Source organism: Roseovarius marisflavi (assembly GCF_900142625.1).
GTDB classification, from domain to species: Bacteria; Pseudomonadota; Alphaproteobacteria; order Rhodobacterales; family Rhodobacteraceae; genus Roseovarius; species Roseovarius marisflavi.
Genome location: NZ_FRBN01000001.1, coordinates 110,715 through 135,795, shown reverse-complemented (window position 1 = coordinate 135,795; position 25,081 = coordinate 110,715). Strand labels below are relative to the sequence as shown.

27 protein-coding genes, 1 tRNA gene and 1 pseudogene are annotated in these 25,081 nt (G+C 61.7%); 14 read left to right on the top strand and 15 right to left on the bottom strand.

The annotated features are described in order from the left end of the window. Nucleotides 1-28: 28 nt before the first annotated feature. From BUB78_RS00675 to BUB78_RS00665, 3 genes are all read right to left on the bottom strand, one after another. Complete coding sequence (locus BUB78_RS00675) at nt 29-1,852, bottom strand: ABC-F family ATP-binding cassette domain-containing protein (protein ID WP_073194004.1); 1,824 nt, start codon at nt 1,850-1,852, stop codon at nt 29-31. A gap of 78 nt (nt 1,853-1,930) precedes the next feature. Beyond that, entirely contained in the window at nt 1,931-2,674 is a 744-nt protein-coding gene (locus tag BUB78_RS00670) for a GNAT family N-acetyltransferase (RefSeq protein ID WP_073194003.1), read from the bottom strand. An 85-nt stretch (nt 2,675-2,759) separates the two neighbouring features. Continuing rightward, nucleotides 2,760-3,215, bottom strand: coding sequence for an outer membrane protein assembly factor BamE (locus tag BUB78_RS00665; protein ID WP_073194002.1), 456 nt, complete (start codon nt 3,213-3,215; stop codon nt 2,760-2,762). A gap of 88 nt (nt 3,216-3,303) precedes the next feature. On the opposite strand from BUB78_RS00665, the gene BUB78_RS00660 reads away from it, so the two are divergent. The 8 genes from BUB78_RS00660 to BUB78_RS00625 all read left to right on the top strand — a co-directional run bounded on the left by BUB78_RS00660 (nt 3,304) and on the right by BUB78_RS00625 (nt 9,071). Then, complete coding sequence (locus BUB78_RS00660; RefSeq protein ID WP_073194001.1) at nt 3,304-3,861, top strand: YceD family protein; 558 nt, start codon at nt 3,304-3,306, stop codon at nt 3,859-3,861. 149 nt (nt 3,862-4,010) lie between these two features. Beyond that, the gene (rpmF, locus tag BUB78_RS00655; protein WP_073194000.1) at nt 4,011-4,217 is read left to right on the top strand and encodes a 50S ribosomal protein L32; all 207 of its coding nucleotides are present in this window, start codon (nt 4,011-4,013) and stop codon (nt 4,215-4,217) included. A 22-nt stretch (nt 4,218-4,239) separates the two neighbouring features. Next, nucleotides 4,240-5,346 carry a phosphate acyltransferase PlsX gene (gene plsX, locus BUB78_RS00650; RefSeq protein ID WP_073193999.1) on the top strand — a complete coding sequence of 369 codons (1,107 nt, stop codon included), beginning with the start codon at nt 4,240-4,242 and terminating at the stop codon, nt 5,344-5,346. Then, nucleotides 5,343-6,317, top strand: a complete 975-nt coding sequence (locus BUB78_RS00645) for a beta-ketoacyl-ACP synthase III (RefSeq protein WP_073193998.1) — start codon at nt 5,343-5,345, stop codon at nt 6,315-6,317. The genes plsX and BUB78_RS00645 overlap by 4 nt, the downstream gene beginning before the upstream one ends. A gap of 110 nt (nt 6,318-6,427) precedes the next feature. Then, nucleotides 6,428-6,730 (top strand): integration host factor subunit alpha, encoded by a 303-nt coding sequence (gene ihfA / locus BUB78_RS00640; protein WP_073193997.1) that lies wholly within the window; start codon nt 6,428-6,430, stop codon nt 6,728-6,730. A gap of 14 nt (nt 6,731-6,744) precedes the next feature. Beyond that, a complete protein-coding gene (locus tag BUB78_RS00635) occupies nt 6,745-7,788 on the top strand; it encodes a MerR family transcriptional regulator (protein ID WP_073193996.1) in 1,044 nt (347 codons plus the stop codon). A gap of 56 nt (nt 7,789-7,844) precedes the next feature. Further along, nucleotides 7,845-7,921: transfer RNA gene (locus tag BUB78_RS00630), tRNA-Pro, on the top strand. Between the two features lie 76 nt (nt 7,922-7,997). Next, a complete protein-coding gene (locus tag BUB78_RS00625; RefSeq protein ID WP_073193995.1) occupies nt 7,998-9,071 on the top strand; it encodes a 2'-deoxycytidine 5'-triphosphate deaminase in 1,074 nt (357 codons plus the stop codon). Between the two features lie 7 nt (nt 9,072-9,078). Here BUB78_RS00625 and BUB78_RS00620 read toward each other — a convergent pair whose 3' ends face one another. Beyond that, a complete protein-coding gene (locus BUB78_RS00620; RefSeq protein ID WP_139279217.1) occupies nt 9,079-9,279 on the bottom strand; it encodes a hypothetical protein in 201 nt (66 codons plus the stop codon). Between the two features lie 219 nt (nt 9,280-9,498). On the opposite strand from BUB78_RS00620, the gene rsgA reads away from it, so the two are divergent. Then, entirely contained in the window at nt 9,499-10,533 is a 1,035-nt protein-coding gene (gene rsgA / locus BUB78_RS00615) for a ribosome small subunit-dependent GTPase A (protein WP_073193993.1), read from the top strand. Between the two features lie 9 nt (nt 10,534-10,542). Here rsgA and scpB read toward each other — a convergent pair whose 3' ends face one another. From scpB to BUB78_RS00575, 8 genes are all read right to left on the bottom strand, one after another. Then, the gene (scpB, locus tag BUB78_RS00610; RefSeq protein ID WP_073193992.1) at nt 10,543-11,205 is read right to left on the bottom strand and encodes an SMC-Scp complex subunit ScpB; all 663 of its coding nucleotides are present in this window, start codon (nt 11,203-11,205) and stop codon (nt 10,543-10,545) included. Nucleotides 11,206-11,209: 4 nt separating this feature from the next. Then, nucleotides 11,210-11,998 carry a segregation and condensation protein A gene (locus BUB78_RS00605; protein WP_073193991.1) on the bottom strand — a complete coding sequence of 263 codons (789 nt, stop codon included), beginning with the start codon at nt 11,996-11,998 and terminating at the stop codon, nt 11,210-11,212. Next, a complete protein-coding gene (gene nagZ, locus BUB78_RS00600) occupies nt 11,991-13,019 on the bottom strand; it encodes a beta-N-acetylhexosaminidase (protein ID WP_073193990.1) in 1,029 nt (342 codons plus the stop codon). The genes BUB78_RS00605 and nagZ overlap by 8 nt, the downstream gene beginning before the upstream one ends. After that, nucleotides 12,995-13,933, bottom strand: coding sequence for an SPOR domain-containing protein (locus BUB78_RS00595; RefSeq protein WP_073193989.1), 939 nt, complete (start codon nt 13,931-13,933; stop codon nt 12,995-12,997). The genes nagZ and BUB78_RS00595 overlap by 25 nt, the downstream gene beginning before the upstream one ends. Nucleotides 13,934-14,017: 84 nt before the next feature. Continuing rightward, nucleotides 14,018-15,763, bottom strand: a complete 1,746-nt coding sequence (gene argS, locus BUB78_RS00590; RefSeq protein WP_073193988.1) for an arginine--tRNA ligase — start codon at nt 15,761-15,763, stop codon at nt 14,018-14,020. A 51-nt stretch (nt 15,764-15,814) separates the two neighbouring features. Further along, nucleotides 15,815-16,441, bottom strand: a complete 627-nt coding sequence (locus BUB78_RS00585; RefSeq protein WP_073193987.1) for a Rossmann-fold NAD(P)-binding domain-containing protein — start codon at nt 16,439-16,441, stop codon at nt 15,815-15,817. Nucleotides 16,442-16,519: 78 nt separating this feature from the next. Further along, complete coding sequence (locus tag BUB78_RS00580; protein WP_073193986.1) at nt 16,520-18,337, bottom strand: cation:proton antiporter; 1,818 nt, start codon at nt 18,335-18,337, stop codon at nt 16,520-16,522. 5 nt (nt 18,338-18,342) lie between these two features. Beyond that, a complete protein-coding gene (locus BUB78_RS00575) occupies nt 18,343-19,512 on the bottom strand; it encodes a deoxyguanosinetriphosphate triphosphohydrolase (RefSeq protein WP_073194563.1) in 1,170 nt (389 codons plus the stop codon). A 79-nt stretch (nt 19,513-19,591) separates the two neighbouring features. Between BUB78_RS00575 and BUB78_RS00570 the strand changes: the two genes are divergently transcribed. Both BUB78_RS00570 and xth read left to right on the top strand, forming a co-directional pair. After that, complete coding sequence (locus BUB78_RS00570) at nt 19,592-19,915, top strand: HesB/IscA family protein (RefSeq protein WP_073193985.1); 324 nt, start codon at nt 19,592-19,594, stop codon at nt 19,913-19,915. Between the two features lie 148 nt (nt 19,916-20,063). After that, nucleotides 20,064-20,846, top strand: a complete 783-nt coding sequence (xth, locus tag BUB78_RS00565; protein ID WP_073193984.1) for an exodeoxyribonuclease III — start codon at nt 20,064-20,066, stop codon at nt 20,844-20,846. Between the two features lie 172 nt (nt 20,847-21,018). Here xth and BUB78_RS00560 read toward each other — a convergent pair whose 3' ends face one another. Together BUB78_RS00560 and BUB78_RS00555 are read right to left on the bottom strand one after the other, a co-directional pair. Next, complete coding sequence (locus BUB78_RS00560) at nt 21,019-21,753, bottom strand: hypothetical protein (protein WP_073193983.1); 735 nt, start codon at nt 21,751-21,753, stop codon at nt 21,019-21,021. Next, nucleotides 21,750-22,013, bottom strand: a complete 264-nt coding sequence (locus BUB78_RS00555) for a spike base protein, RCAP_Rcc01079 family (RefSeq protein WP_073193982.1) — start codon at nt 22,011-22,013, stop codon at nt 21,750-21,752. Before BUB78_RS00555 ends, BUB78_RS00560 begins: the two co-directional genes overlap by 4 nt. A gap of 248 nt (nt 22,014-22,261) precedes the next feature. Here BUB78_RS00555 and BUB78_RS21060 point away from each other — a divergent pair. Further along, a pseudogene (locus BUB78_RS21060) lies at nt 22,262-22,477 on the top strand (DegT/DnrJ/EryC1/StrS family aminotransferase); the annotation flags it as partial. 37 nt (nt 22,478-22,514) lie between these two features. Beyond that, on the top strand, nt 22,515-22,913 hold the full coding sequence (locus BUB78_RS21055; RefSeq protein ID WP_245813330.1) for a hypothetical protein: 399 nt from the start codon (nt 22,515-22,517) through the stop codon (nt 22,911-22,913). Nucleotides 22,914-23,028: 115 nt separating this feature from the next. Here the strand turns inward: BUB78_RS21055 and BUB78_RS00545 are convergent, their stop codons facing one another. Continuing rightward, nucleotides 23,029-23,919, bottom strand: coding sequence for a LysR family transcriptional regulator (locus tag BUB78_RS00545; RefSeq protein WP_073193981.1), 891 nt, complete (start codon nt 23,917-23,919; stop codon nt 23,029-23,031). 106 nt (nt 23,920-24,025) lie between these two features. On the opposite strand from BUB78_RS00545, the gene BUB78_RS00540 reads away from it, so the two are divergent. Beyond that, nucleotides 24,026-25,024 (top strand): TRAP transporter substrate-binding protein, encoded by a 999-nt coding sequence (locus BUB78_RS00540; protein ID WP_245813318.1) that lies wholly within the window; start codon nt 24,026-24,028, stop codon nt 25,022-25,024. Nucleotides 25,025-25,081: the final 57 nt, after the last annotated feature.

The following is a 25,081-nucleotide window of genomic DNA, read 5'->3' as shown; positions in this document are numbered from 1 at the left end:
CCTAAGAGCCAAGGGATGGGCGCAAAAATCAACCCTCGGATTCGGCCTTTTCCGCCAGGGCAAGCCATTCTTCTTCGGCCTTGGCCAAGGTTGCCTGGCGCGAGGTCAAGGCCTCGGTCGCCTTTTTGAACTTGACCGGCTCGCGGGTGAATAACGCCGGATCGGCCAACAGCTCTTCCAGCTTTGCGATCTCGGCCTGAAGCCGCTCCATCACCGCGGGCAATTTTTCAAGCCGGTGCTTTTCGGTAAAGGACAGTCGCGATTTTGCGGCTTTTTCCTGCTTTAACTCTGTCTTGCTCTGCTTTGATTTATCTTGCTTTTTATCACTGTCACCCGATGCCCCGGCAGCGCGCTGCGCGCGATAGTCGCTCCACCCGCCGGCATAGGCGGTGGCGCGGCCGTCGCCCTCCATGGCGATGGTGGTGGTGGCGACGCGATCAAGGAAATCACGGTCGTGGCTGACCAGAAGAACGGTGCCATCGTAATCGTCGAGCAATTCCTGCAACAGGTCGAGCGTTTCGATATCAAGGTCGTTGGTCGGTTCGTCAAGCACCAGAAGATTGCTTTCGCGCGCCATCAGTTTCGCCAGCAAAAGCCGGGCTTTTTCACCGCCTGACAAGGACTTGACCGGCGCCCGCGCCTGACGTTCGTCAAACAGGAAATCCTTGAGATAGCTGACCACGTGGCGCGGAACGCCGCGCACCATGATCTGGTCGGCCTGCCCCGAAACACGCATCTCGGCATCCCCCGTCAGGCTTTCCCAAAGCGTCATTTCCGGGTGAAGCTGGGCACGGGCCTGATCGAACACGGCAGGCACAAGATTGGTTCCCAGAACGACCTTGCCTTCGTCGGGTTCGATCTCTTTCAGCAGCATTTTCAACAGAGTCGTCTTGCCCACGCCATTGGGGCCGACAAAGGCCACGCGGTCGCGGCGCTGAATCTTGATGCTGAAATCTTTCACGATGAGCTTGTCACCGTAACCCTTTGAAATATCTATCGCCTCGATCACCTTTCGGCCCGAAGACGGGCCCGCCTCGAGCGCCATTGCGGCGGTGCCCTGGCGTCTGATCTGGCTCGCGCGCTCGGCGCGCAGGTCTTGCAAGGCGCGCACGCGGCCCTGGTTGCGGGTGCGCCGGGCGCTGATTCCCTCGACGGCCCAACGGGCCTCGGACTTGATCTTGCGATCAAGCTTGTGGCGCTGCATGTCCTCATCTTCCCAGACCTTGTCGCGCCAGGCCTCGAAGTGCTCGAAACCGGTTTCCTGACGGCGTGTCATTCCCCTGTCAATCCAGAGTGTTGCACGCGTAAGTTCACGCAAAAATGCGCGGTCGTGGCTGATCAGAACAAAGCCTTTTCGGGTCTGTTTCAACTCGTTTTCAAGCCAGCCGATCGCCTCGATATCAAGGTGGTTGGTCGGCTCGTCGAGCAGCATGAGATCCGGCGCCTCGGCCATCAGCTTGGCCAAGGCAGCGCGCCGCCGCTCGCCGCCAGAGGCGGTGGCGACGGGGCGGTCGGGGTCAAACTTCAAGCCTTCGCCAGCCATCTCGACGCGGTACATCTCGGAGGCATCCAGCTCGCTGACCGCATAGTCACCAAGCGTGGTAAAACCTTTCATATCGGGCTCTTGCTCCATGTAGCCGACGCTAATGCCGGGGGTCACAACCCGCACGCCCTTATCGGGTTCGACCAGCCCCGCCATCACCTTGAGAAGGGTGGATTTCCCCGAGCCATTGCGCCCGACAAGAGCAACCCGGTCACCGGGTTGAACCACAAGCGAAAGGTCATGAAATATCGGCTCACCCCCAAAGGTAAGCGAGATATCGGTGAGCTGGAGAAGAGGTGCGCGTGCCATGACAGCGGGCTATCTCGGGGCCTCGGGGGCGTCAAGCGAAAGGGTGGCCTCGCGGCACTTTCCGCATTGGAACGCGCCCTAGGCCCCGGCCATCGCGCGCAACAATCGCTTGCGTACCGGTGGAATCGCCCCGATTTCCACCCCGGTAAAGACATGAAGCGTATTCATCCGCTCGTCGACAACTGCATGGTCGCTGACCCATCCCCCCATCACCAGATAGCTGCGCAGCAGGGGCGGCATGGTCCGAAGCGCCTGTTTGGGGTCGCATTCGTCCCCGCCAAGCCCCTCGGCAAAGCGAAAAACGCAGGGCGCGCCCACCCCCGGACGCCACTGCTCTGGCGCGGAATGACGGTCGCGCAGCAAGGCAAAGCTATCGCGATAGGGCGCGGGATCGGTGCCCTGAAAGGACGAACAGCCAAACAGCATCTCGACCCCGGTCCGGTCCACATGGCGCGTCACTGCCGCCCAGGCATGGCGCAGGATATCGGGATCCTGCGCGCCGGGCAGGATGCAAAAGCGCCCCAGTTCCGCCATCGGGCCGGAAAACCCGGAAAGTGGCGTTAAATCATAGAATTGCGCGGCATAGCTCTGGTGGATTTCGCCACCGCTGGCGAGCATCAGCATACGAAAACACCCGACAAGCCGCCCGCTGCTCTGTTCTTCGATCAGGAAGTGGGTGCAGAGCGGATCAAACGCATCGCACTCCAGATCGCCCTGCGCCATCGGGGCAAAGGCCAGCTGGCGCAGGCGCTGTGCAGCGCGGATATCATGCCCACCCTGCGCCATGCGCATCTGATATCTTGAGCGTTGAGAACCCGCCATGATCCTTCCCCATAAGGCCAGAGCGACCCTAGTGGGGCAGGATGCATCGCACAAGCAATCACAGCATCCTCTTGCCGATCTGCGATCAGTTCAAACCCTCAAGCGGATTGATATTAGTAATATTGCCGAGCAGCTGACGCAGGAAACCGTTGCTGAGCACGGACGAATCGGTCACCCGGCGCGACAGCGGCACAATGTTGCCATCCTCAAGGCCAAAGCGCTCGATATTGGCAATCGTGTTGTCCCCGTTGAAGGAAATTGCCAGCACCTGGCGCTCGACGACTTCTGGGCGGAACATGCCATATTCGCGCACGCGGCTGCGGACGTAATAGTAATTTCCGTCCCCCAGCATCCCCGAAAGAGACGGCGGGCCAACGCTATCGTCCACTGTGGCACGGGTATCAACGCCCACGACAAGGTTTTGCAGATCCTCGTCAAGCGGCACATAGCCGTGATTTTTGTAGGTCGCCGAACAGGCGGTCATGACGATAAGACAGCAAAGCGCCATGGCGCTGACCACCCGGTTTCTGATAGCTGTCATCTCTGCCCTCTTGTCTTGGCTTAACGCGGCTTTTATCCCGCTTACAGCAAGGTGGTGCAATGGTTCAAGAAAGGAAGCAAGGGTGACAATGTCGCAAACGCCTCAAAAACAAAGCGTGCTCCGTGTCTCTGACCTGTCGATCAAGCGGCCCGTGGCGTTTGATCTGACCCCCGGCAAGGCCGAAATGTCGGCGATCGCGGATGAACTCTCGCTGTCAGCGCTGCGCAAATTGCGCTTTCGGGGCACGTTGATGGCCGAGGGGCGCACCGATTGGGTGCTGCATGGCGATCTGGGCGCGACGGTGGTACAACCCTGCGTGATCACGCTGGATCCGGTCACAAGCCGGATTGACGTCAAGATCACCCGCCGCTTTTCGGCAGAGCCGCAAGAGCCGGAGGTCGCCCCCGGCGACGAGGTGGAAATGCCCGAGGATGACACCATCGAACCGCTTGGCAGCGAAATCGACCTGGATCGCGTGATGATCGAGGCGCTTGCGCTGTCGCTGCCGGATTATCCGCGCAGCAACGGCGCCGAATTGGGCCAGATCACCGTGGCAGAGGATGGCATCAAGCCGCTTGAGGATGAAGACACAAAACCCTTTGCCGGCCTTGCCGCGCTGCGCGACAAAATGGAAAAGGGCGAATAGCGCCAAGAATCGCTTGCCCCGGCAACAAATCGCTGTATTTTCGCGCTCTCATCGGAATTTAGGGTTGAACCGGCGGCTCGTAACAGACTATGAGCCGCGAACACTCGTGAAACAGGGCCAGATCGGCCCACAGGAATTGAGGTTGAGACATGGCTGTCCAACAGAACAAAGTATCGAAATCACGTCGCAACAACCGCCGCGCACATGACGCGCTGGTTGCCGGCAACCCGAACGAATGCCCCAACTGTGGCGAGCTTAAGCGCCCGCACCACGTTTGCGCATCCTGCGGCCACTATGCCGACCGCGAAGTCGTGGCCATGGCCGACGAAATCGATCTGGACGACGACGCAGCGTAAGCGATAAAAGGCGATTTGCTGCATGACCGCTCTCACGGATCAATCCAAGGCGGGTGCAGGGCGCACCATTATCTCGGTTGACGCCATGGGCGGTGACCAGGGACCGGCGACTGTTGTCGCCGGTATCGCCGATTCTGCGAAGCGCAACCCAGATATCGGATTCATTCTGCACGGTCCCAAGGACGAGCTTGAACGCCTTGTCGCCAAACGCAAGGGGTTGGCCGAGCGTATCGAGATTCGCGACGCGCCAGAAGTCGTCACCATGGAGGACAAACCCGCGCATGTCGTGCGTCACGGGCGCGATACCTCTATGTGGTCGGCGCTTGATAGCGTGCGCGCCGGCGAGGCAACGGTCTGTGTCTCTTGTGGCAACACCGGGGCCCTGATGCTGATGTCGGTTCTGCGCCTGCGCAAGCTTCCCGGCATTTATCGCCCGGCAATCGCCGTCATGTGGCCTTCGCGAAATCCGCAGGCATTCAACATCATGCTCGACGGCGGCGCCGACATTCGCGCCGATGCCAAGGATCTGATGCAATACGCGCTGATGGGGGCCTCTTATGCCCGCAACGGCTTTGGCCTCGCCAAGCCGCGGATCGGTCTCTTGAACGTCGGCACCGAAGAACACAAAGGCCGCGCCGAGCTGAAAGAGGCCTATGACCTGATTGCGGCCAATGCCCGAACATCCGATTTCGAATTCGTCGGCTTTGTCGAAGGGCGCGATCTTCCGGGCACTGTCTGTGACGTGATCGTCACCGATGGGTTTACCGGCAATGTCGCGCTCAAGACCGGCGAAGGCATTGCCAAGCTGATCTCGGAGTTGCTGCGCGAGGCCTTCGCCTATTCCTTGTTGTCGCGGGTGGCGTCGATGCTTGCCTACCCTGCCCTGCGGCGCCTGAAAAAGCGGATCGACCCGCGGCGCGCCAATGGCGGCGTGTTCCTTGGGCTGAACGGCACGGTTGTGAAATCGCATGGCGCGGCGGATGAGACGGGCGTGTCCTCGGCGATCAAGCTGGCGTTTGAACTTGCGCAGTCGGGCTTTTCCGAAAGGCTTGCGGCGCGGGTTGCATCTGCGGCCTCGCTGGATCAGGATGCGCCTTCAGATAATTTAATCGACGGTGAGACTGAATGACTGTACGTGCCGTTGTGGAAGGGATCGGGCATTACCTGCCGGATCGTGTTGTTCCCAACTCGGAATTTGAAAAAACCCTCGACACAACGGATGAATGGATTCGCACCCGATCAGGGATCGAGCGTCGACGCTTTGCCGCCGAGGGCCAGACCACATCCGACCTTGCCGTGCGCGCCGCGCGGGCCGCGCTTGAAAATGCCGGGCTGACGCCTGACGACATCGACGGAATCATCGTGGCCACCTCGACCCCCGATCTTACCTTTCCCTCGGTCGCCACCATGGTGCAAAGAGAGCTGGGCATGACGCATGGCTTTGGCTTTGACGTTCAGGCGGTCTGTGCCGGCTTCATCTATGCGCTGACCAATGCCAACGCCCTGCTGATCGCCGGTCAGGCCAACCGCCTTCTGGTGATCGGCGCCGAGACCTTCAGCCGGATCATGGACTGGAGCGACCGCTCGACCTGTGTGCTGTTCGGCGATGGCGCCGGCGCGCTTGTGCTCGGGCTTCAGAAGGGCAATGGCAACAATGCCGATCGCGGCATTCTGTCGGCGGACCTGAATTCCGACGGGCGCTATCGCGATATGCTTTATGTCGATGGCGGCGTCTCGACGACCGGCGCGGCGGGCAAATTGCGCATGCAGGGTAATCCGCTGTTCCGCCAGGCGGTGGAAAAGCTGACTTCGACCGCCGAAACCGCGCTTGCCAAGGTCGGCCTCAGCGGCACTGACGTCGACTGGATCGTTCCGCATCAGGCCAATATCCGCATCATCCAGGGCACCGCCAAAAAGATGGGCCTGCCGATGGATCGGGTGATCGTCACGGTGCAGGATCACGGCAATACCTCGGCCGCCTCGATCCCTCTGGCCCTTTCGGTCGGGGTCGAAACCGGCAAGATCAAGCAGGGTGATCTTGTGCTCTCAGAGGCGATTGGCGGCGGTCTCGCCTGGGGCTCGGTGCTTCTGCGCTGGTAAATCACAGAAAATCCGCAAAAAAGCGCGCTTTAAGCCTGCTGTGTAAGTCGTTGACATTGACTCGGAAAATCCTTCCGCCCTAAGGTTGTTGAAAAACACGGGGGGACCTGATGACCGATAAGACATTGACGCGAATGGATTTGAGCGAGGCAATTTTTCGAGAGGTCGGCCTGTCGCGTAACGACGCCGCCCAGCTTGTCGAAAGCGTGCTGGACCATATGTCGGACGCCCTGGTAAACGGCGAGCATGTCAAGATTTCGTCCTTTGGCACGTTTTCCGTGCGCGACAAGACGGCCCGTGTTGGCCGCAATCCCAAGACCGGTGAAGAAGTGCCGATCAACCCCCGCCGGGTTCTGACCTTCCGCCCGTCGCACCTGATGAAAGATCGCGTCGCGGCCGGCAACAAAAGCTAAGGGGCACAAAGCCGATGGCAAAATCCGCCGACGCCTTTCGCACAATCAGCGAGGTTGCCGAATGGCTAGAGGTTCCGGCGCATGTGCTTCGGTTCTGGGAAAGCAAGTTTTCCCAGATCAAGCCGGTCAAACGCGCCGGCGGGCGACGCTATTACCGGCCTGCCGATATGTTGCTCTTGGGTGGTATCAAGGCATTGCTGCATGACGAGGGCATGACCATCAAGGGCGTGCAAAAACTGTTGCGCGAACAGGGTGTGCGCCATGTTTCGGGCCTGTCACAACCGCTTGACGAGGTCACCGAAGGTGAAGTCAGCGATATCGCGCTTGACGTGACACCAGAGCCGCCCGAACCCGCCAAGGTGCTGAACTTCGGGCGCGGGGGCAGTGAGGCCCCCGTGACACCGCCGAAAATTGCCGCCGACAGCGAGGCCGACTCAACCGTCGCTGACGACGAGGGTGCCCGCCCCGCGCCAAGCTTGCCCGCCGCGACGGATATGCCGATCCCGCAGGATGCACTTTTTCCACATGACGCGCCCTCTGCGCCCCTTTCGGCCCCCGAGCCGGGTCAGCCCGCATCCGAGCAGACTGATCAGCACGAGATAGCCGAAGCACAGGCCGAACCGGCCGAAGAGCCTGCCCCCCAAGGGCGCAGTGCCGCGTCCAAAACTCAGGCTGAGCCCGCGGCCGAACCCGAGATTGAGGCTGAGATCGCGCCAGAGGCCGCAAGCATTGAGCCAGAGGTCATGCACGAGCCTTCGCCCTCTGAGCCGGTTGAGGGTGACTCACCCAAATCCGCGCCCGAACCAGAGCCAGTGCTAGAGGCTCAGCCCGAGGAAGCCTCGGAGCCGGAGCCCTCAGCAAGCCCCACTCCCCTGCCCCAGCCGGATTTGCCCGAGGATGCCTCGGACAAGGTGAGCGCCGATCCCGGCCTGCTTGCCGCGCTAGCCGATCTGCCACGCCCGATTTCGACCGAAACCGCCGCGCGTCTCGGGCCTTTGCTGGCCCGGCTCTCGGCGCTTGGGGCGGCGAAATCGCAAGATGGTCAACTCCGGGACTAAAAAGTGGGAATTAGCCCTTGTCCCCGCTCTGAAAACCAGTATGACGTCCACATCGTCGGGCTATGGCGCAGCCTGGTAGCGCGTCCGTCTGGGGGACGGAAGGTCGCAGGTTCGAGTCCTGCTAGCCCGACCAATTTAACCGACGATCCCGCCCATCTGCCCCCCCAGGGCACCGCGCCAAAGATGCGGGGCTGCCATAGGGGGCAAAGATGACCGGGGTTCTTTCCAGCCAGCAAATAAAGGCGATGATCGCCGATGGTGCGCTTCATGCAACGCCTGATATCCTGCCCGAACAGGTGCAACCGGCGAGCCTCGATTTGCGCCTTGGCACCCTGGCCTACCGCGTGCGCGCCTCGTTCCTCACCGGCTCTGGCCGCACCGTCGCCGAGCGGCTTGCCGAATTTGAAATGCACCGGATTGATCTGAGCCAGGGCGCGGTTCTGGAAAAGGGCTGCGTCTACGTGGTGCCCCTGATGGAAGGTCTGACCCTTCCCGAGGGCGTTCAGGCCGTGGCAAATGCCAAATCCTCGACCGGGCGGCTTGATCTTCTGACGCGGATGATCACCGATGGCGGCGTCGAATTTGACCGCGTACCGCCCGGCTACGCCGGCCCGCTTTACGCCGAAATCTGTCCGCGCTCGTTTTCTGTTCTGGTGCGCCCCGGCATGCGCCTCAATCAGATCCGCTTTCGCCAGGATCACGCCACGCTGGATGACGCCGCCCTGCGCGCGCTTCATGCCGCGAGCCCGCTGGTCGATGGCAACGCCGTGATCGACGAGGGCCTTGGCTTTTCCGTTGACCTGCGCCCCAGTGACAGCACACTGGTCGGCTATCGCGCCAAACCGCATACCGGCGTGATCGACCTTGAGAAGATCGGATATTACGACCCCTCTGAATATTGGGAAGAGGTCCATACTGAGGGCGGCCATATCATCCTCGATCCCGGCGCCTTCTATATTCTGGTCAGCCGCGAGGCGGTGCACATCCCGCCAGACTACGCCGCAGAAATGGCGCCCTATGTGGCCATGGTCGGCGAATTCCGCGTGCATTACGCCGGTTTCTTTGACCCCGGCTTTGGCCATGATGCGGCCGGAGGCAGCGGCTCGCGCGGCGTGCTCGAAGTGCGCTGTCACGAGGCCCCCTTCGTTCTTGAACACGGCCAGATCGTCGGCCGCCTCGTCTATGAGAAAATGGATCAGGTCCCCGATCAGCTTTACGGCGCAGGCATTGCCTCAAACTACCAAGGTCAGGGCCTCAAGCTCAGCAAGCACTTCAAAAGCTAGACGCGCCTCAGAAGCGCCCGATCCTGCGGCCAAGCTTCATCGCCTGCCGGGTCCGCTGTGCGGTTTTCTGACCATCGGGACCGGGGGTTGCATCGCCCTTGCCGCCCATCCGCTTGCCGATTGCATCCATGCCGGCATTCACGCCGCTGCGCATCAGGCGGCGCATGACCATGCGCATAACCATGGTGACTATCTGATTGACTTTCATTGCGTCATGTCCTTTGTCTGCCTCTGCGCTCGACATACCACATAAAGATGCAATTTTCAGGGCATCGCGAAAAGTTTTAACAAAAACGGCGTCCCGCCGCCTTCTTCTTGGTCAAAATACTCCCGCCGGAGGCTCCCTCACTGTCAATATGCGCCGCCCCTGCGGCTCCGTACGCAACAAAAGCTTGCATCCCAAAGACGCCGCATTCATGCATCATCCATGACACAGATCAGCGCCCCCTCTTCCACCTCCCTCGCGGCCCTCGGCTGGTCTAAGACCTTCGAGGCGCAGCTCACCCCGGAGCAAACCGCGCTTGCCCCGATGCGCATCGCCACGGTGCATCGCTCGCGGGTCACGGCGCTGTCACCCTCGGGCACGGTAAAGTTGAACCTTCCGGCCCATGCCAACACCACCGATTTCGCCGTGGGCGACTGGGTTCTGGTCGATCGCGAAACCGATACCGTCACCCGCCGCCTCGAGCGTAGCTCGCTGTTGCGTCGCCGCACCGAAGGCACCCGCGCGCCGCAACTGATTGCCGCCAATATTGACACGCTGTTTATCGTCACCTCGTGTAATGCCGATTTCAACCCGGCGCGGCTTGAGCGCTATCTCGCCCATGCCAATGAGGCCGGCACGACGCCGGTGATCCTGTTGACCAAGGCCGATATGGTCGCGGACGCCGCAAGCTACCAGAGCCGCGCCGCGGCCCTGCAGCGCGGGCTTGAGGTGGTCACCCTCAACGCCAAGGATACCGAATCTGCCGCCGCCCTTGCGCGGTGGTGCGGGCCGGGACAGACCGTGGCGCTAGTCGGCTCCTCCGGTGTGGGAAAATCGACCCTGCTCAACACCCTCGCGGCCAAGGATGACGCGACGGCGCAGCCCACAAGCGGCATCCGCGAGGATGACGCCAAGGGGCGCCATACCACCACCTCGCGCTCGCTTCACGGGGTCAAGGGCGGCGGGCTGGCGATTGACACACCGGGCATGCGCTCGCTTCACGTGAGCGATATTGGCGTCGGCCTCGACAAGTTGTTTTCCGAAATCGCCGAGCTTGCGCCAGAGTGCCGGTTTCGCGATTGCACCCATGCCCACGAGCCGGGCTGCGCGGTGCAGGCGGCGGTGGCGGCGGGCGCGCTTGATCCCGACCGCTTGGAACGCTGGCGCAAGCTATCAGAGGAAAACCGCGTGAATACCCCGGTCGCAACCGGGCCGCGAGGCAATAAGATCATGAAAAAGGGCCGCACCAAACGCTAGGTGTGGCGTTCAGTCCTCGAACAGCTCGTTCTGCCCCTCTGCGGTTTCCTCGGCGCTGTCTTCATCGCCCTCGCCCATCTGCGGCATAAGCCCCGGCGGCGGGCGATTTTCCAAAAGCCCCGCCGCGCGCAACTCTTTCAGTCCCGGCAGATCGCGCGCCGATTCAAGGCCGAAGTGATCGAGGAATTCCTGGGTCACCACGAAGGTCACCGGCCGGCCCGGCGTCATCTTGCGCCGACCAAACCGGATCCATTCCATTTCAAGCAATTGATCGACCGTGCCCCGGCTGACCGAGACGCCGCGAATTTCCTCGATCTCGGCGCGGGTGACGGGTTGGTGATAGGCGATGATCGCCAGCGTCTCGATCGCCGCGCGCGACAGTTTGCGGGTCTCGACGGTTTCCCGGCTCATCAGAAAGCCAAGATCGGGTGCCGTGCGCATCGCCCAGGCATCGCCCACCTTGACCACATGCACCCCGCGCCCCGCATAGCGTTTGCGCAGGTAGACAAGCGCCTCGGCCGGATCAGAGCCATGCGGCATCCGCGCAGATAATTCCTTGGTGGTCACCGGCTCGGCACTGGCGAAAAGGATCGCTTCGACCATGCGTTCCTGCTCTGCAATCGGGGGCGCCTCGAACAGGCTTTCTTCTTTTTTTACGTCAACTTCCGGCATATTCTTAATCCTTACGGCGCAGTTCGATCGGTGCGAAAGCGTCTGATTGTCGAAGCTCGGCGCGCCCCTCTTTCACCAGTTCAAGCGAGGCCGCAAAGGTCGAGGCCGTGGCCGAGCGCCGGCGCGCGGGATCGGTGGTAAACCCGTCGGGCAGATAGGTCGAAATATCCGTCCATGTGCCAGCATAGCCGATCAGCCCGCGCAGACGCTCTAGCGCCTGCTCCATGGTGAAGATCGAGTCGCGGTCCATCACGAAGGGGCGAAATTCGTCGCGGGTCCGGATGCGGGCATAGCCCTGCATCAGGTCCAGAAGCGTCGCGGAATAGGTCACGCGGCGCAGGCGGGTGACGTCTTCGGGCACCCCGCGCGCAAAGAAATCCCGCCCCATCCGGTCACGCCCCATCAGGCGCGCGGCGCAATCGCGCATCGCCTGCAAACGCTCAAGCTGAAACGCCAGATGCGCGGCAAGCTCTTCGCCGGATGGCCCTTCTTCGGTCGGATCCGGCGGCAGCAAGAGCCGCGATTTCAGAAAGGCGAGCCAGGCCGCCATCACCAGGTAATCCGCCGCAAGCTCAAGCCGGAGCGCCTTGGCCCGTTCGACAAAGGTCAGATATTGCCGTGCCAGTTCGAGCACAGAAATCTTGCGTAGATCGACTTTCTGTGTGCGGCTCAGCGTCAGCAAAAGATCGAGCGGGCCTTCAAAACCATCGACATCGACGATCAACGCCTCGGCAGCCAGCCGTTCGGCCACCTCGCTCGGCTTGTCCACGTCGCTAAAGTCGTTCTCAGTCATCCACTCGCCCGTTTATCAGCGCGTCAAGCTTTGCTGATAGGGCCGGAATGTCAACAGACTCCGGGGTTTTGCGCGCCTTAAGCGCCCGCTCTGCGCGGGTTTGCGCGGCCTCGCTCATCCGCCCGGCGGCCTCGGCCACCTCGCGGCGCTCGTCCAGCGTACCGTTGCAATGCAGGATCACGTCACAGCCCGCCACAATCGCGGCGCGCGACAGATCGCCAAGTGAGCCGCTGAGCGCCTTCATCGAAATGTCATCGGTCATGATCAGCCCGTCAAAGCCGATCTCGTCGCGGATCAGCCGCATCATTTTGGCCGAGGTGGTGGCGGGCTTTGGGTCTATCGCGGAATAGACCAGATGCGCCGTCATCCCCAGAGGCAGATCGTTGAGTGCGGCAAAGGGCGCGAAATCGGTTTGTGAAAGCTGCTCATGCGGCGCGTCGACCGTTGGCAGATCAAGGTGGCTGTCAGCCTCTGCACGGCCATGGCCGGGGATATGTTTCACGACCGGCAAGACGCCACCATCGAGCAGGCCATTGGCCACCGCCCGGCCGAGGCGCGCGACCGTGTCGGCGTCAAACCCGTAACAGCGGTTTTGCAAGAACGGATGGGTCGAGGGCCCGGCCACATCGACCAGCGGTGCGCAATTGCTGTCGATGCCAAGGGCATGCAACTCATTCGCAATCAGGCGATAGCGCAGGTACATTACCTCTTCGGCATGCTCGCCCGCGGCGCGCACGTGATCAAGAGGGGCGGGCCACTCGCGCCAAAGCGGCGCGCGCAGGCGCTGCACGCGGCCGCCTTCCTGATCTATGGTGATCGGGGCGTTGCGCCCAACCGCATCGCGCATCTCGGCGCAAAGCGCGCGCACCTGCTCGGGGCTGTCGATATTGCGCGCAAACAGGATAAAGCCGAACGGATCGGCCTTGGCGAAAAACGTCTTTTCCTCGGCGCTCAGGCGCAGGCCTTCGGCGTCAAGAATACTCGCGCCGAACCCTGTCAACGGGTGACCACCGGGATACATTCGGCGCGTTCCGCCACAAGCGCAGAACAGAACCGGCGCGCATCGCCAAGATCGGCAAAGCCCATGGCGCGCAGCCGGTAAAAGGTACGCCCGCCACTTTCAGCACGCTGGATAACACGCTGTTTTCCCTCAAGGAAATCACCAAACTTGGCCGACAGGCGATCCCATTCGCCGCGTGCCACTTCGGGGCTATCAAACGCGCCCAGCTGGGCCAGACGTGTGCCGACGGGGATGGTGTCGGGGTTCACTTCGGCCAAGGGCGCCGATTGCGCGGCGGCGACGGCAAGGGCCACGGCCTCGGGGACGCTGGTCAATTTGGCCGGGCGCACACGTGGGCGGAGTGACGTGCCAATGCCGCCCTTGACCGGGGCCGGTGCGGCAATTTCTTCGGGCTCTGGCGTGGCAGCGGGAGCCTCTTCAAGGCCGGAAATCGGGGGCACGCCTGCGGATAGCTGTTCGGCCCGCGTGTCGAGCGAGGCATTTTGCAGGGTTTCCTGCGCGGCCAGAGGATCGCTTTCGCCCGCCTCTGCGGTTGGGGTCACCTCTGCCTGTTGCTCGATTTCAAGAGCGGCTGTCGGCACATCCTCAAGCGTCAGCTCAAGCGGCGGCGGGGCAAGCACAAGCCGATCCGCGGGCGCGGCGGCGGTGCCTTCTGCGGCGACACTGTTCACAGCAAGGCCCTGATGCTCGGCTGCACTTCCGCCAGGATCGGCCGGTTGCACCCGCATCGGCCCCTCGGCGGCGCGCACCACCGGCACGCCGGAAACGTCACGCACCAGAAGTTTGTAGCCCCAAACCCCCACGCCAACAATCAGCGCCAGCGACAAGGCCGCGCCTGTTAAATTCGTCAGTTTGACAAGGACATTCGCCCGATCCGGCGCAGTGGTATACTGCGCTTGCTGCATCTGTGCCATGGTCCGCCTCTTTTTCACCGACGATACATGGCCGCCGGGGAGTTGATGATCTGCCTCACCCCCAGCCTCTGTTCGTGCGATTTTTTATCGCATCTCTTCCGCCGGAGTTACGCCAAGAATACCAAGACCTGCGGAAATAACAACGGTAACAGCACGTATAAGGGCGATTTTCGCCTGTGACGTGTCCGGATCGCCGTCCTGAAGGAAGCGCAGGCTAGCATCGTCATGGCCACGGTTCCACAAGGCATGCAGATCGCTGGCCAGATCATAGAGGTAAAACGCCACGCGATGCGGCTCGTTGGTGCGCCCGGCAATTTGCACAAGGCGCGGCCATTCGGCCAGCTTTTTGGCAAGGTTCAACTCGGCCTCATGGGTCAGACCGGAAAGATCCGCCGCCGCAAGCGCCGCGTCGCTGACGTCAATGCCCGCCTCGGCGGCCTTGCGCAGCACCGAATTGACCCGCGCATTGGCGTATTGCACATAAAACACCGGGTTGTCCTTGGACTGTTCCAGGACCTTGTCGAAATCGAAATCAAGCGGCGCGTCGTTCTTGCGGGTCAGCATCACAAAGCGGGTCACGTCCGGCCCGACAAGCTCGACCACGTCGCTCAGGGTGACAAAGGTCCCTGCCCGCTTGGACATCTTGAACGGCTCGCCGTTCTTGTAGAGCTTCACCAGCTGGCACAGCTTGATATCAAGCGGCACGCGCGCATCCGACAAGGCACTGACGGCGGCCTTCATCCGTTTGACATAGCCGCCATGATCGGCACCGAGCACGTCGATCAGCATGTCAAAGCCACGGTTGATCTTGTCAAAGTGATAGGCAATGTCGGGCGCGAAATAGGTCCAGCCGCCATCGGATTTTTTGACCGGGCGATCCACGTCATCGCCATGCGCCGTCGAGCGGAACAGCGTCTGTTCGCGCGGCTCCCAATCCTCGGGAAGCTTGCCTTTGGGCGGCTCAAGCACGCCCTCATAGATCAGCCCCTTTGCGTCAAGCGCCGCAAGCGCTTCTTCGATCAGGCCGGTGCCATAGAGCGACTTTTCGGAATAGAATACGTCCATTTCCACGCCAAGCGATTTCAGGTCGGTGCGGATAAGCGCCATCATCGCCTCGGTGGCGAAATTGCGCACCTCTTCCAGCCAGACCTCTTCGGGCTGATCGACATAGGCCGCGCCGACCTTGTCCTTGAGGGCCTGTCCGACCTCGATCAGGTAATCGCCGGGATAGGTGCCATCGGGAAAGGCCACCGCCGTGCCATGCGCCTCAAGATAGCGAAGATAGACAGACCTCGCGAGCACATCGACCTGCGCGCCGCCATCGTTGATGTAATATTCGCGGGTGACGTCGTAGCCGACGAAATCAAGCAGGCTTGCCAGGGCATCGCCGAACACCGCGCCGCGGGTGTGGCCCACATGCAGCGGGCCGGTGGGATTGGCGCTGACGAATTCAACGTTGACGCGCTTACCCTGCCCCATGTCCGAGCGGCCGAATTCCTTGCCCGTGGTCAGCGCCGCGCGCGCGACATCATGCCAGAGCGAGGCCGCCAGCCGCAGGTTCAAAAACCCCGGCCCGGCCACTTCGGCGCTTGTGATCCGCTCGTCCTGGGCCAAAAGCGCCGCCAGAGCATCGGCGATATCACGCGGCTTTAGGCCCGCAGGCTTGGCCAGAACCATCGCCGCATTTGTTGCCATGTCGCCATGCGCCGGATCGCGCGGCGGCTCGACCGTGACATTGGCCAGATCAAGCCCTTCGGGCAGGCTGCCCTGGGCCTGCATCTGGGCCAGAGTGTCAAGCACGAGGCTGCGGATATCGGTAAACAGATTCATCGGGTGTTCCTTGCTGCGTTGGGCGCTGGTTTACCACTGACAGCCGGGGCGTCAATCACTAGGCGCGCAAACCGTCAGCACAGAGCCACAGGCGCCGCCCGCGCCAGAGCGATCAAGATACATCGCCGCCAGCAAAAGCGCAGCAGGCGCGCGCCGCATTTTCGGCCTCATCGGGCCAGAGGCGTGCAGACGCAGGGCGTTGATCGCAAAGGGTGCGCCCATCTCGGATTGCATCAAGGGCGCCAGATCATTCAGCGCCGAGCGATAGGCGTGCTGTTCGGCCGACGCCCCGTTCGCCGCCATGTCATAGACCAGCAGAACCTTTCCCTGTCCGCGCCGCAACCCCGGCGCAAGCGCGCGCGTCAGCGCCGGGATACTGGTGATCGCCGCGCCCAACCGGGTTGGATCGCGCAATGGCTGAAGGTGGATCAAAAGGTCAATCGGGGTATTTTGCCATATATTGCCAAGATCCCGGCATTGCCGGGGGCGCATAACATCAAGGCGCAGGGTTTCTATCCGGCTCGGGTTCATGCGGGCCAGAGCAGTGTTGCGTTCTTCATCCCGGTCAATCGCGATCACACCCGCACCAGCGCGGGCAAAGCCGCCCGCCAAAGCAAGGCCTGCCGCGCACCCCGCCGACGCAATCAGAACGGTTTTGGCGGATACATTGCCCTGCACTCTGAAATTACCACCTAAAATTCACTAACCGAGCAACCGTTAACACTCTGGTCGCATCCGTTCAACTTTGCCTTTTGGTTAAACCGTCTTTTCCTTGCGCGCCGGAGCAACCGCAATAACGCTATGCCCCGAGGCCCATTTGGGCTTGGTCTCGCTGGTGACGAAGACAAGCGCGCCGGAACTCTGCAATTCCGCCAGGATGACCGCGTCGGAATTGTCGGCCTGCCATGCCTCAAAGTCATAGCTGGCGCTCAGGGTGGTGGTGCGCACGCTCCAGCCCTCAGTCATCCGCCGGGCAAGCTCGTTATAGCCGAGATCGCCCAGAATTATGCGCCCCCCCAGACTTGCCGGCAGGGCATGGCGGGCGTATTCCTGTTTCGCACGCCGGAGCTGATAGACGTTGTCGCGGCCAAATTCCGGGGCAAGGTCGGTGGCGACCAGCGTGTTGTAGGCGTCATTGTCACTGACCGCGAGAATGCGGCCGAAATTCATGATCTCGACGCCATGCTCTGCCGCCTCGGAGAGGATATCACCGAAAAATGTCGGCAGGCCGGCCTCGCGCGCCGCGCGCAGGTGGCTTCGGTTCGGATCGCTGATCAGGACCGGCACCTCGAGCGCCTGAAGCGCCTTGCCAAGCGAGGTGGCGAATTGCGAGCCGCCGGTGATGATCACCCCCGGCGTGCCCTGCCCGGCAAGGCCCAAAAGCTGTCCCATCGGACGCAGTGAAAACCCGTGCAGCACCACCGTGGCCGCCACCAAAGCAAAGGCCAGCGGCGTCGATCGCGCCGCATCTTCAAAGCCAAGCGCCACGAGGCGTTCGCCAAACAGCCCCGCCACCGCCACCAGAACCACGCCGCGCGGCCCGGTGAAGGCCACCAAAAGCCGCTCGTTCAGCGGCAGCTTGGTGCCGATCAGCGACAGCAGCACCGTCGAAGGGCGCACCAGAAGGATCGTCACCACCACGAAAAGCGCGGCGCGCGCATCCAGAAGCGCAAGCGCCTCCATATTCATCGAGGCCGCCAGAAGGATGAACACCCCCGAAACCAGCAGGACCGTCGCATGCTCCTTGAAACGGCGCAGCTCGGCATAGCTCGGCAGGTTGGCATTGGCGATATAGACGCCCATCACCGTAACGGTCAAAAGCCCACTTTCATGCAAAACCTCGTCTGAAAGCGCAAAAACACCCAGCAAAACAGTGAAAAGCACCGGGACTTTCATGTATTCGGGCACTTTGCCGTCGCGAAACGCCCGCGACAGTCCCCAGCCCGCCGCAAGCCCGAGCGCCACCGCGATGGTGATGCCGCGCGCCATGGCCCAGACCGCCGAGGCGGCGGTTTCCGAGGTGTTGAGCACAAGCACCACCTCGAAGGCCAGCACCGCCGCAAGCGCGCCGACGGGGTCGTTGACGATCGCCTCCCATTGCAAAAGCTGCGCCGGGCGCCGGGCCAGGCGCGCCTGACGCAGGAGCGGCGCAATCACCGTCGGGCCGGTGACGATCATGATGCCGCCGAACACCGCCGCAATGCCCCAGCCAAGCCCGGCGGCGTAATGCAACGCCAGCGTCGAGCCAAGCCAGCCCACCGGCGCGCCGATCAGCACCAGCCGCCAGACGCCTTCGGCGGCGCCCCGCAGGCTCTGGATATTGAGGGTCAGACCGCCCTCGAACAGGATGATCGCCACCGCAATCGCCACCATCGGCCCCATCAGCGGGCCAATGTCGCGCGCCGGATCAAACAGGCCAAGACCCGGCCCGACCGCCAGCCCGGCCAGAAGCATCAGCACGATGGCAGGCATGCGCAGCCGCCAGGCCAGCCACTGCGCCCCGACCCCCAATGCGCCCACGAGCGCAAACACCATCACCGGCGACAAGGCCCCGGCCTGCGATTCGAGTGCCATGATTGCTAGTCTCTCCCTCTTTCGCCGGGGCCACCCGGACCGCCCAGCAGGCGCGCGTGTTGCTGAAGCGCAAAGCGATCGGTCATCCCGGCGATGTAATCGCTCACCAGTCGCGCCAATGCTGTTTTGTCGGCGGCGCGCGCCACGTCATCGCGCCATTCTTGTGGAAGATAGTGCGGTTGATCCAGGTAAAAGGGGAAAAGGCCACTGACAACACCATGAACCTGTTCGCGCATCGCGTTGACCGAGGGGGCGCGGTACATCCGGACGTAGAGAAACTTGCGGATCTGTTGCAAATCCGACCAGAGCCCCGGCGAAAAGCGGATCACCGCGCGCCCCAGATGGCGGACCCCGGCCGCGCTTTGCGGCGCGGCGCGGGCCAGTTCGTCGCGCGAATGCTCGATCACGTCGCCCACCATGACGCCAAACACCCGGCGCAGCGCCTCGTGGCGGCGGCGGGTGGCATCAAGGCGCGGATAGAGCCGGTCAACCTCGCGGTAAAAGTCGCCCACGATCGGCAGCACACAGATTTCCTCGTCACTGAAAAGCCCGGCGCGCAGCCCGTCATGCAGATCGTGATTGTTATAGGCGATATCATCCGACAGCGCCGCCACCTGTGCCTCGGCATTGGCATGGGTGTGCAACTCAAGGTCATGGCGGGCGTCATATTCAGCAAGCGCATAAGGCAAGGGGCCCGTCACCGGGCCGTTGTGTTTGGCGATCCCTTCAAGCGTCTCCCATGTCAGGTTGAGCCCGTCAAATTCGGCATAGTGGCGCTCAAGCGCGGTGACGATGCGCAGGGCCTGGGCGTTGTGATCAAACCCGCCATAGGGTTTCATCAGCGCATCAAGCGTATCCTCGCCCGCATGACCAAAGGGCGTGTGACCAAGGTCATGGGCAAGCGCCACCGCCTCGGTCAGCTCGCCATTGAGGCCAAGCGCGCCGGAAATCGTGCGTGCGACCTGGGCCACCTCGATGGAATGGGTGAGACGGGTTCGAAAATAGTCACCCTCATGTTCGACGAAGACCTGGGTCTTATGCTTGAGGCGGCGAAAGGCGCTGGAATGGATGATCCGGTCGCGATCGCGCTGAAACGGCGAGCGAAACGCGCTTTCCTCCTCGGCGACAAGGCGGCCACGGGTCCGGGCCGGATCAGAGGCATAGCAGGCCGTCATCATTCATCTCCTTGTCGAGTGTTCCCGCCGTCCATATATTGCCTTATAAGAGAAGTCGAACACCAGCCCGGAGACCCACATGAACCTGCCCCCCAAAGTGACCCCCCGCGCCTTTGCCCGTCTGGCCGAAATCGGCGCGGATCAGCAGGGCAGCGCGCTTCGCATCGCGGTCGAGGGCGGCGGCTGTTCCGGGTTTCAATATGACATCAAGCTGGATCGGCCCGGCGCGGATGATCTTGTGCTTGAAGGTCAGGGCCAGAAGGTCGTGGTCGATAGCACCTCCTTGCCGTTTCTGGCCGGGGCCACGATTGATTTCAGCGAAGAGCTGATTGGCGCGCGCTTTGTAATCGAGAACCCGAACGCCAGCAGCTCTTGTGGCTGCGGCGTATCTTTTTCGATGTAAATCAATCGCCTGAAAGTTACAGTTAAACCAAACTTCTTGTTGCGCTCTTGCGTGAGCGCCGCGCGTCTGGCGCAGCGCATCTGCCGCAATCGACTTGTCAGCCCGCCGGTGCTGGGCGATAGAGGGGCAAAGCAGACAGGGAGCGCCCATGAAAATCGCCAGCTTCAACATCAACGGCATCAAGGCCCGGATCGAGGCGCTGCCCGCCTGGCTTGACGAGGCCGAGCCGGATGTCGCCCTGTTGCAGGAAATCAAATCGGTCGACGAAAACTTCCCCCGCGAGATATTCGAGGACCGCGGCTATACCGTCGAAACCCATGGCCAAAAGGGCTTTAACGGGGTTGCGATCCTGTCCAAGCTTCCGCTTGAGGATGTCAGCCGCGGTCTGCCGGGTGATCAGAGCGATGAACAGGCGCGCTGGATCGAGGCGACGGTGATCGGTGACAAGACGGCGGTGCGGGTCTGTGGGCTTTACCTGCCCAATGGCAACCCGGTGCCGGGGCCGAAATACGACTATAAACTAGCCTGGATGGAGCGGCTGCGCTTGCGCGCGCAAGAGCTTTTGACAAGCGAGGAACCGGTCGTCATGGCGGGCGATTACAACATCATCCCGCAGGACGAAGATGCCGCCCGCCCCGAGGTTTGGGCCAAGGACGCGCTTGCCCTGCCCGAAAGCCGCGCGGCCTTTCGCCGTATCCTCAACCTTGGCTTTACCGAGGCGTTTCGCGCCCGCACGCAGGGACCGGGGCATTATACGTTCTGGGATTATCAGGCCGGGGCCTGGAACAAAAACGACGGCATTCGGATTGACCACTTTTTGCTCAGCCCGCAGGCCGCCGATCTTTTGACCGATTGTCAGATCGACAAGGACATTCGCGCGCGCGAAAAGCCGTCGGATCACGTGCCGATCTGGATCACTCTCGACGCCTGAGGCTATAACGCCGGTCGCTCTCTTGGACGAGACCTTCGCCCTTCGTCAGCCAGGGGCAATCAGCCGACCCGCAGGTCACACAACAGGTCAAGCCATTCTGGCCCCACGGTTGCGCATAGACCAAAATGGCTCGATAGTTCTGCTGCGGCCACACGCATCACGATTACGCCTGTCAGAGCGTAACGCCCGTTTGCCTGGCCATCCAGAGGCGCAGTTGTGTTAACTCTGGCCCCGCAGCGCCGACGTAATCGACATAACCAAACAGCCGCCCCCCCGGCGGTGAGGTGTTCCAATAGCTGAAGACCTGCCACTTTTGGCCGGATAAGCTCGCGGTCTGAATATCCTGACCTTCAAAAACGGCAGGTGCAACCAACGCCTCGCGCAGGGCTTTGCGATCATTCGGCGCCGGCACACCGTTGAGAAAGAATGCCCCCCCGACGTTTGAGACCGCTCCGGTAATCGACGGGTGGGACAGACCGACATAGATTCCGGCATCCACCAGCGAGCGCAGCGCGCCCCAGGCCGCGCCCCCCGGCAGATAGGATAGCCCGGCACAGCTTGTCATAACGGGGGCCCCGTCAAGGACGGTAATGGCAGTCTCCATCCGATCATCTACGCCATCAAATTCGATCCAGGACAGCGTCCCATCGGTGCGCCATTTCGGGCGCCTGGCCGCATTGCTCTGGACCGCGTCATTGCCATTGCCCGATTTGTCGAGCATCCGCCCGACAGGATCGCCATCCACCGCAACCGGAACCGTCGCTGCACTGTCCTGAAACAAGGTCGCGACATCAGACGGATCAAACCACGCCCCCTGCACGGGGGACCGGAAAAGCGCCCCCGGATCCCACTTCCCGCGCGCGCGCGTTGGCGTCGAGGTGATTGAGATATCCGTTACGATCTTCATGAAATCACCAGGGCATGAAGCCCGGTTGCGCTCGTGCCGGTGGCATTCACGCGCCGCACACCGATAGGCAGGATCGAAAAATCGGCGACGGCGATGATGCGTGTCTGGCCGGTTACGGTCACGATGCTGATCGTACCGGCGGTTTCGACATAAAGACCAACGGCGACATCCGGCAGGTCGGAGACATCGTCAGGGATCACCGGCAAGGCATCGGTCGCGGGTCCGGACAAGGCAAGGCTGCGGTTTTCAAAGGGGTTCATATCTGCTCCTGTTTTTGCAAGGCGACCGCCAGTCGGCCGGGTCACGCGCAGAGCATCGCACCACAAACATTGCCGTGGCCTGACCAGAGCGAACGGTGCCCGCCGCTCTGGCGTGCCCTTCTTGTAAGACGGATTGGCGGCGTGTAAGGACGGGCCGAGAAAGTATGAGTATAATCAGGCAAATCGGCACCTTGCGATCGCACTGACACAAGCATTGTCGCGCCAGCCCATCACAATAAGGCACATCAATGACAACCGACGCCTTGATCGACATGGTCCATGATATCTTTGGGCCCTCCCCAATCCCACTGCACCGCCCGGTTTTCGAAGGCAATGAACGCGCCTATCTGACGGAAACAATCGATTCGAATTTCGTCTCTTCGGTGGGGGCACGGGTCACCGAATTTGAAGAGCGCATCGCCGAGTTTACAGGCTGTGCGCGGGCGGTTGCGACAATGAACGGCACGGCGGCGCTGGTTCCGCCACGGCGGCTTGCAGACAATGGCCAGTTTTGGCATTGCGGGGCTGACCGAAACCAGCCCCGACGAGCGCCTGCGCGAGGCGCATGGCGCATTGGTCAGAGCGATGGGAGAGCCGCTCATCGACTGGCTGATGGGTTTGCAGTCGGTCTGGCGCGCGGGCAATATCGCGGTGGTTCATGCCGCGGCCGACCCCGCCCTTCCACTCGATGCACAGCCCGAACGCGTGCTGCGATGGGGACATCCGGATTTCCTGACCACGCCGCGCCGCGATGAGGTTTGGGTTATTTACGGCCATACGATCGTTGATGCGCCGCGCATGGAGCAGGGCCGAATTGGCATCGACACCGGCGCCTATGCCTCCGGACGGCTGACCGCTGCTGTGGTCACCGATGCGGGTGTGCACTTTGAAACCACCTGATGCCTCTGTCGCGCCTGTGCAAGCCATGCGCGTGACGGGACAGGGCGCGCCCTGCGCAAAGGCGGCAACAACAAGCCGGAGGAAACCAATGTCACGGCTCAGTTGTGACATTGGGTCAGGGCGGTCCGACTTCACGCAAAAAGTCTATGAATAGACCCGTTGCCCGGTCAGGGGTTTCGCTTTTCCAGATCGCCACGGTCTGAAGCTGCTCTGACACGTCCTGCAATGGCACAACGATAAGCCCGGCACCCACGGAGCCACGCACGCTGTCGGTCAGGATCGTGACCCCCATGCCGCAGGCGACAAGGCCCAGGATGCCGGCCGAGTTAAAGGCCTCCTGGACAACACGTGGCACGAAACCGGATCTGCGGCAAAGCGGGATCAGATAGGCGTGGAAATGCTCCCAGTCCTTCGATGTTCCATGCACAAAGTCTTCATGCGCCAGCTCTTCAAGGCGAATGCTTTTGCGATTGGCGAGCGGGTGGTGTTCATAAAGAACGCAGACAAAGCGCTCGGACTGGATCAGGCATTGGTCATAGCCGAGGCGGCTTATCGGGCCGGTGACAAAGCCGACGTCCAGCTCTCCGGCGTCGAGTTTGTGAAGCTGGGCGGTGGTGACATCGTGATGCGGTTGCAACACGAGGCCCGGCTGTTGCGCCTGAAAATCCTTGAGCCGACGCGGCAGCAGGCCGGCAATCGCCATATCCGTATAGCCGATGCGCAAGCGTCCGATCTGGCCGTCATGCACGCGGCGGGTGTTTTCGACCGTGTTCTCGACGGCATTGATCACGCCGCGACAGCCCTCGAGAAAGGTCGTTCCGGCCGGCGTGATCTGAACACTGCGGTTCGTGCGATCAAAAAGCCTCACCTCAAGCTGATCCTCAAGGTCGCGCACGGCGCGGCTCAGGGCGGGCTGGGCGATGCCCAACCGCTCGGCGGCGCGGCGAAAGTGAAGCTCTTCCGCGACGGCCATAAAATAACGGATATGGCGAAGATCAAACTTCATGATGCCTACAAAGTATCAAAACCAACTAATTTGATATTATACCTGCATGGCCATTCATGCCAACCTGCGAAGATAATAAAAACAAACGCACGACATGGAGAGACCAATGCCAACTTTCAAAACGCTGCCCGTCGCGGCATCCGCGCTTACGCTCGCCCTTGCAGGACAATCGGCGATGGCCGCCGATGTTGTCATCAACCTTGGCTATGCCGCCGCCGAAGGCAGCTCTTACGCTGTGCTGGCCGACAAGTTCGAGGAGCTGGCCGAAGACTATTCCGGCGGCACCATCGACGTCAAAGTGCGCTGCTGTGGTCAACTTATGGGCGAAGACGAGGCCTTTAAGGCGATGCAGCTTGGCACGGTCGATATGCATGTAATCACCGGTAACAACATCTCGCCCCACTTCCCGCTGATGGATGCATTTGTGCTGCCCTATATTTTCGAGGACAAGGCCCACGCCTACCGCGTGCTCGAAGGCGAGGTCGGACAGGGGTTTGCCGATCAGCTGCACGAGGCCACCGGGGTTTACCTTCTGACCTATGGTTTTGTCGGCGATCGCGATTTTTACAATTCGCGCAACCCGATCACCAGCATGGCCGATATGGCCGGGCTCAAGGTGCGCGTGCCCAAGAACCAGGTGATGATTGATACCTTCACCGAATTTGGCGCCGCTCCCATTCCGCTGCCCTGGGCTGACACGCCGACGGCCTTGCAAACCGGCACGGTCGAGGGCGCCGACAATGGCACCTCGTTCATCAAGTCGCAGAAATTCTATGAAATCATGCCCTATTTCACCGCGCTTGAGCATTTCACCTATTTCTCGCCGCTCTTTGCCAGCCAGCGGATCATGGACAAGCTTGACGATGACCAACGCGCCGCCGTGATGCGCGCCGCACGCGAGGCGGGGATCTATCAGAAAGAGGAAATGACCCGTCAGGTGGATGAAATCCGGGCCTTTCTCGTCGGCGAAGGCGGCATGAAATCCGCCGAGTTCGATCGCACCGATTTCATCGCCGCCGGGCAGCGGGTGCAGGACAATTATGCCGCCGACAAGGGCGAGGATTTTACCTCGCTGGTGACGGCAATCCGCGCAGCAGCGCAGTAAACCCGCCTCGTCACCCAAGACCTTCGGGCGCGCGATCCCTGCGCGCCCGCTTACCCT

Excerpts from the sequence above, each read along its gene's own strand:
- BUB78_RS00595 (WP_073193989.1), bottom strand. The coding sequence starts at position 13,933 with ATGGCACAGATGCAGCAAGCGCAGTATACCACTGCGCCGGATCGGGCG.
- BUB78_RS00660 (WP_073194001.1), top strand. The coding sequence starts at position 3,304 with ATGTCGCAAACGCCTCAAAAACAAAGCGTGCTCCGTGTCTCTGACCTG.
- BUB78_RS00645 (WP_073193998.1), top strand. The coding sequence starts at position 5,343 with ATGACTGTACGTGCCGTTGTGGAAGGGATCGGGCATTACCTGCCGGAT.
- ihfA (WP_073193997.1), top strand. The coding sequence starts at position 6,428 with ATGACCGATAAGACATTGACGCGAATGGATTTGAGCGAGGCAATTTTT.
- BUB78_RS00635 (WP_073193996.1), top strand. The coding sequence starts at position 6,745 with ATGGCAAAATCCGCCGACGCCTTTCGCACAATCAGCGAGGTTGCCGAA.
- BUB78_RS21055 (WP_245813330.1), top strand. The coding sequence starts at position 22,515 with ATGGCCAGTTTTGGCATTGCGGGGCTGACCGAAACCAGCCCCGACGAG.
- BUB78_RS00540 (WP_245813318.1), top strand. The coding sequence starts at position 24,026 with ATGCCAACTTTCAAAACGCTGCCCGTCGCGGCATCCGCGCTTACGCTC.
- BUB78_RS00625 (WP_073193995.1), top strand. The coding sequence starts at position 7,998 with ATGACCGGGGTTCTTTCCAGCCAGCAAATAAAGGCGATGATCGCCGAT.
- xth (WP_073193984.1), top strand. The coding sequence starts at position 20,064 with ATGAAAATCGCCAGCTTCAACATCAACGGCATCAAGGCCCGGATCGAG.
- BUB78_RS00665 (WP_073194002.1), bottom strand. The coding sequence starts at position 3,215 with ATGACAGCTATCAGAAACCGGGTGGTCAGCGCCATGGCGCTTTGCTGT.
- scpB (WP_073193992.1), bottom strand. The coding sequence starts at position 11,205 with ATGCCGGAAGTTGACGTAAAAAAAGAAGAAAGCCTGTTCGAGGCGCCC.
- BUB78_RS00570 (WP_073193985.1), top strand. The coding sequence starts at position 19,592 with ATGAACCTGCCCCCCAAAGTGACCCCCCGCGCCTTTGCCCGTCTGGCC.
- nagZ (WP_073193990.1), bottom strand. The coding sequence starts at position 13,019 with ATGTATCCCGGTGGTCACCCGTTGACAGGGTTCGGCGCGAGTATTCTT.
- BUB78_RS00555 (WP_073193982.1), bottom strand. The coding sequence starts at position 22,013 with ATGAACCCCTTTGAAAACCGCAGCCTTGCCTTGTCCGGACCCGCGACC.
- BUB78_RS00675 (WP_073194004.1), bottom strand. The coding sequence starts at position 1,852 with ATGGCACGCGCACCTCTTCTCCAGCTCACCGATATCTCGCTTACCTTT.
- rsgA (WP_073193993.1), top strand. The coding sequence starts at position 9,499 with ATGACACAGATCAGCGCCCCCTCTTCCACCTCCCTCGCGGCCCTCGGC.
- BUB78_RS00605 (WP_073193991.1), bottom strand. The coding sequence starts at position 11,998 with ATGACTGAGAACGACTTTAGCGACGTGGACAAGCCGAGCGAGGTGGCC.
- plsX (WP_073193999.1), top strand. The coding sequence starts at position 4,240 with ATGACCGCTCTCACGGATCAATCCAAGGCGGGTGCAGGGCGCACCATT.
- BUB78_RS00575 (WP_073194563.1), bottom strand. The coding sequence starts at position 19,512 with ATGACGGCCTGCTATGCCTCTGATCCGGCCCGGACCCGTGGCCGCCTT.
- argS (WP_073193988.1), bottom strand. The coding sequence starts at position 15,763 with ATGAATCTGTTTACCGATATCCGCAGCCTCGTGCTTGACACTCTGGCC.
- BUB78_RS00620 (WP_139279217.1), bottom strand. The coding sequence starts at position 9,279 with ATGAAAGTCAATCAGATAGTCACCATGGTTATGCGCATGGTCATGCGC.
- BUB78_RS00545 (WP_073193981.1), bottom strand. The coding sequence starts at position 23,919 with ATGAAGTTTGATCTTCGCCATATCCGTTATTTTATGGCCGTCGCGGAA.
- BUB78_RS00670 (WP_073194003.1), bottom strand. The coding sequence starts at position 2,674 with ATGGCGGGTTCTCAACGCTCAAGATATCAGATGCGCATGGCGCAGGGT.
- BUB78_RS00580 (WP_073193986.1), bottom strand. The coding sequence starts at position 18,337 with ATGGCACTCGAATCGCAGGCCGGGGCCTTGTCGCCGGTGATGGTGTTT.
- rpmF (WP_073194000.1), top strand. The coding sequence starts at position 4,011 with ATGGCTGTCCAACAGAACAAAGTATCGAAATCACGTCGCAACAACCGC.
- BUB78_RS00560 (WP_073193983.1), bottom strand. The coding sequence starts at position 21,753 with ATGAAGATCGTAACGGATATCTCAATCACCTCGACGCCAACGCGCGCG.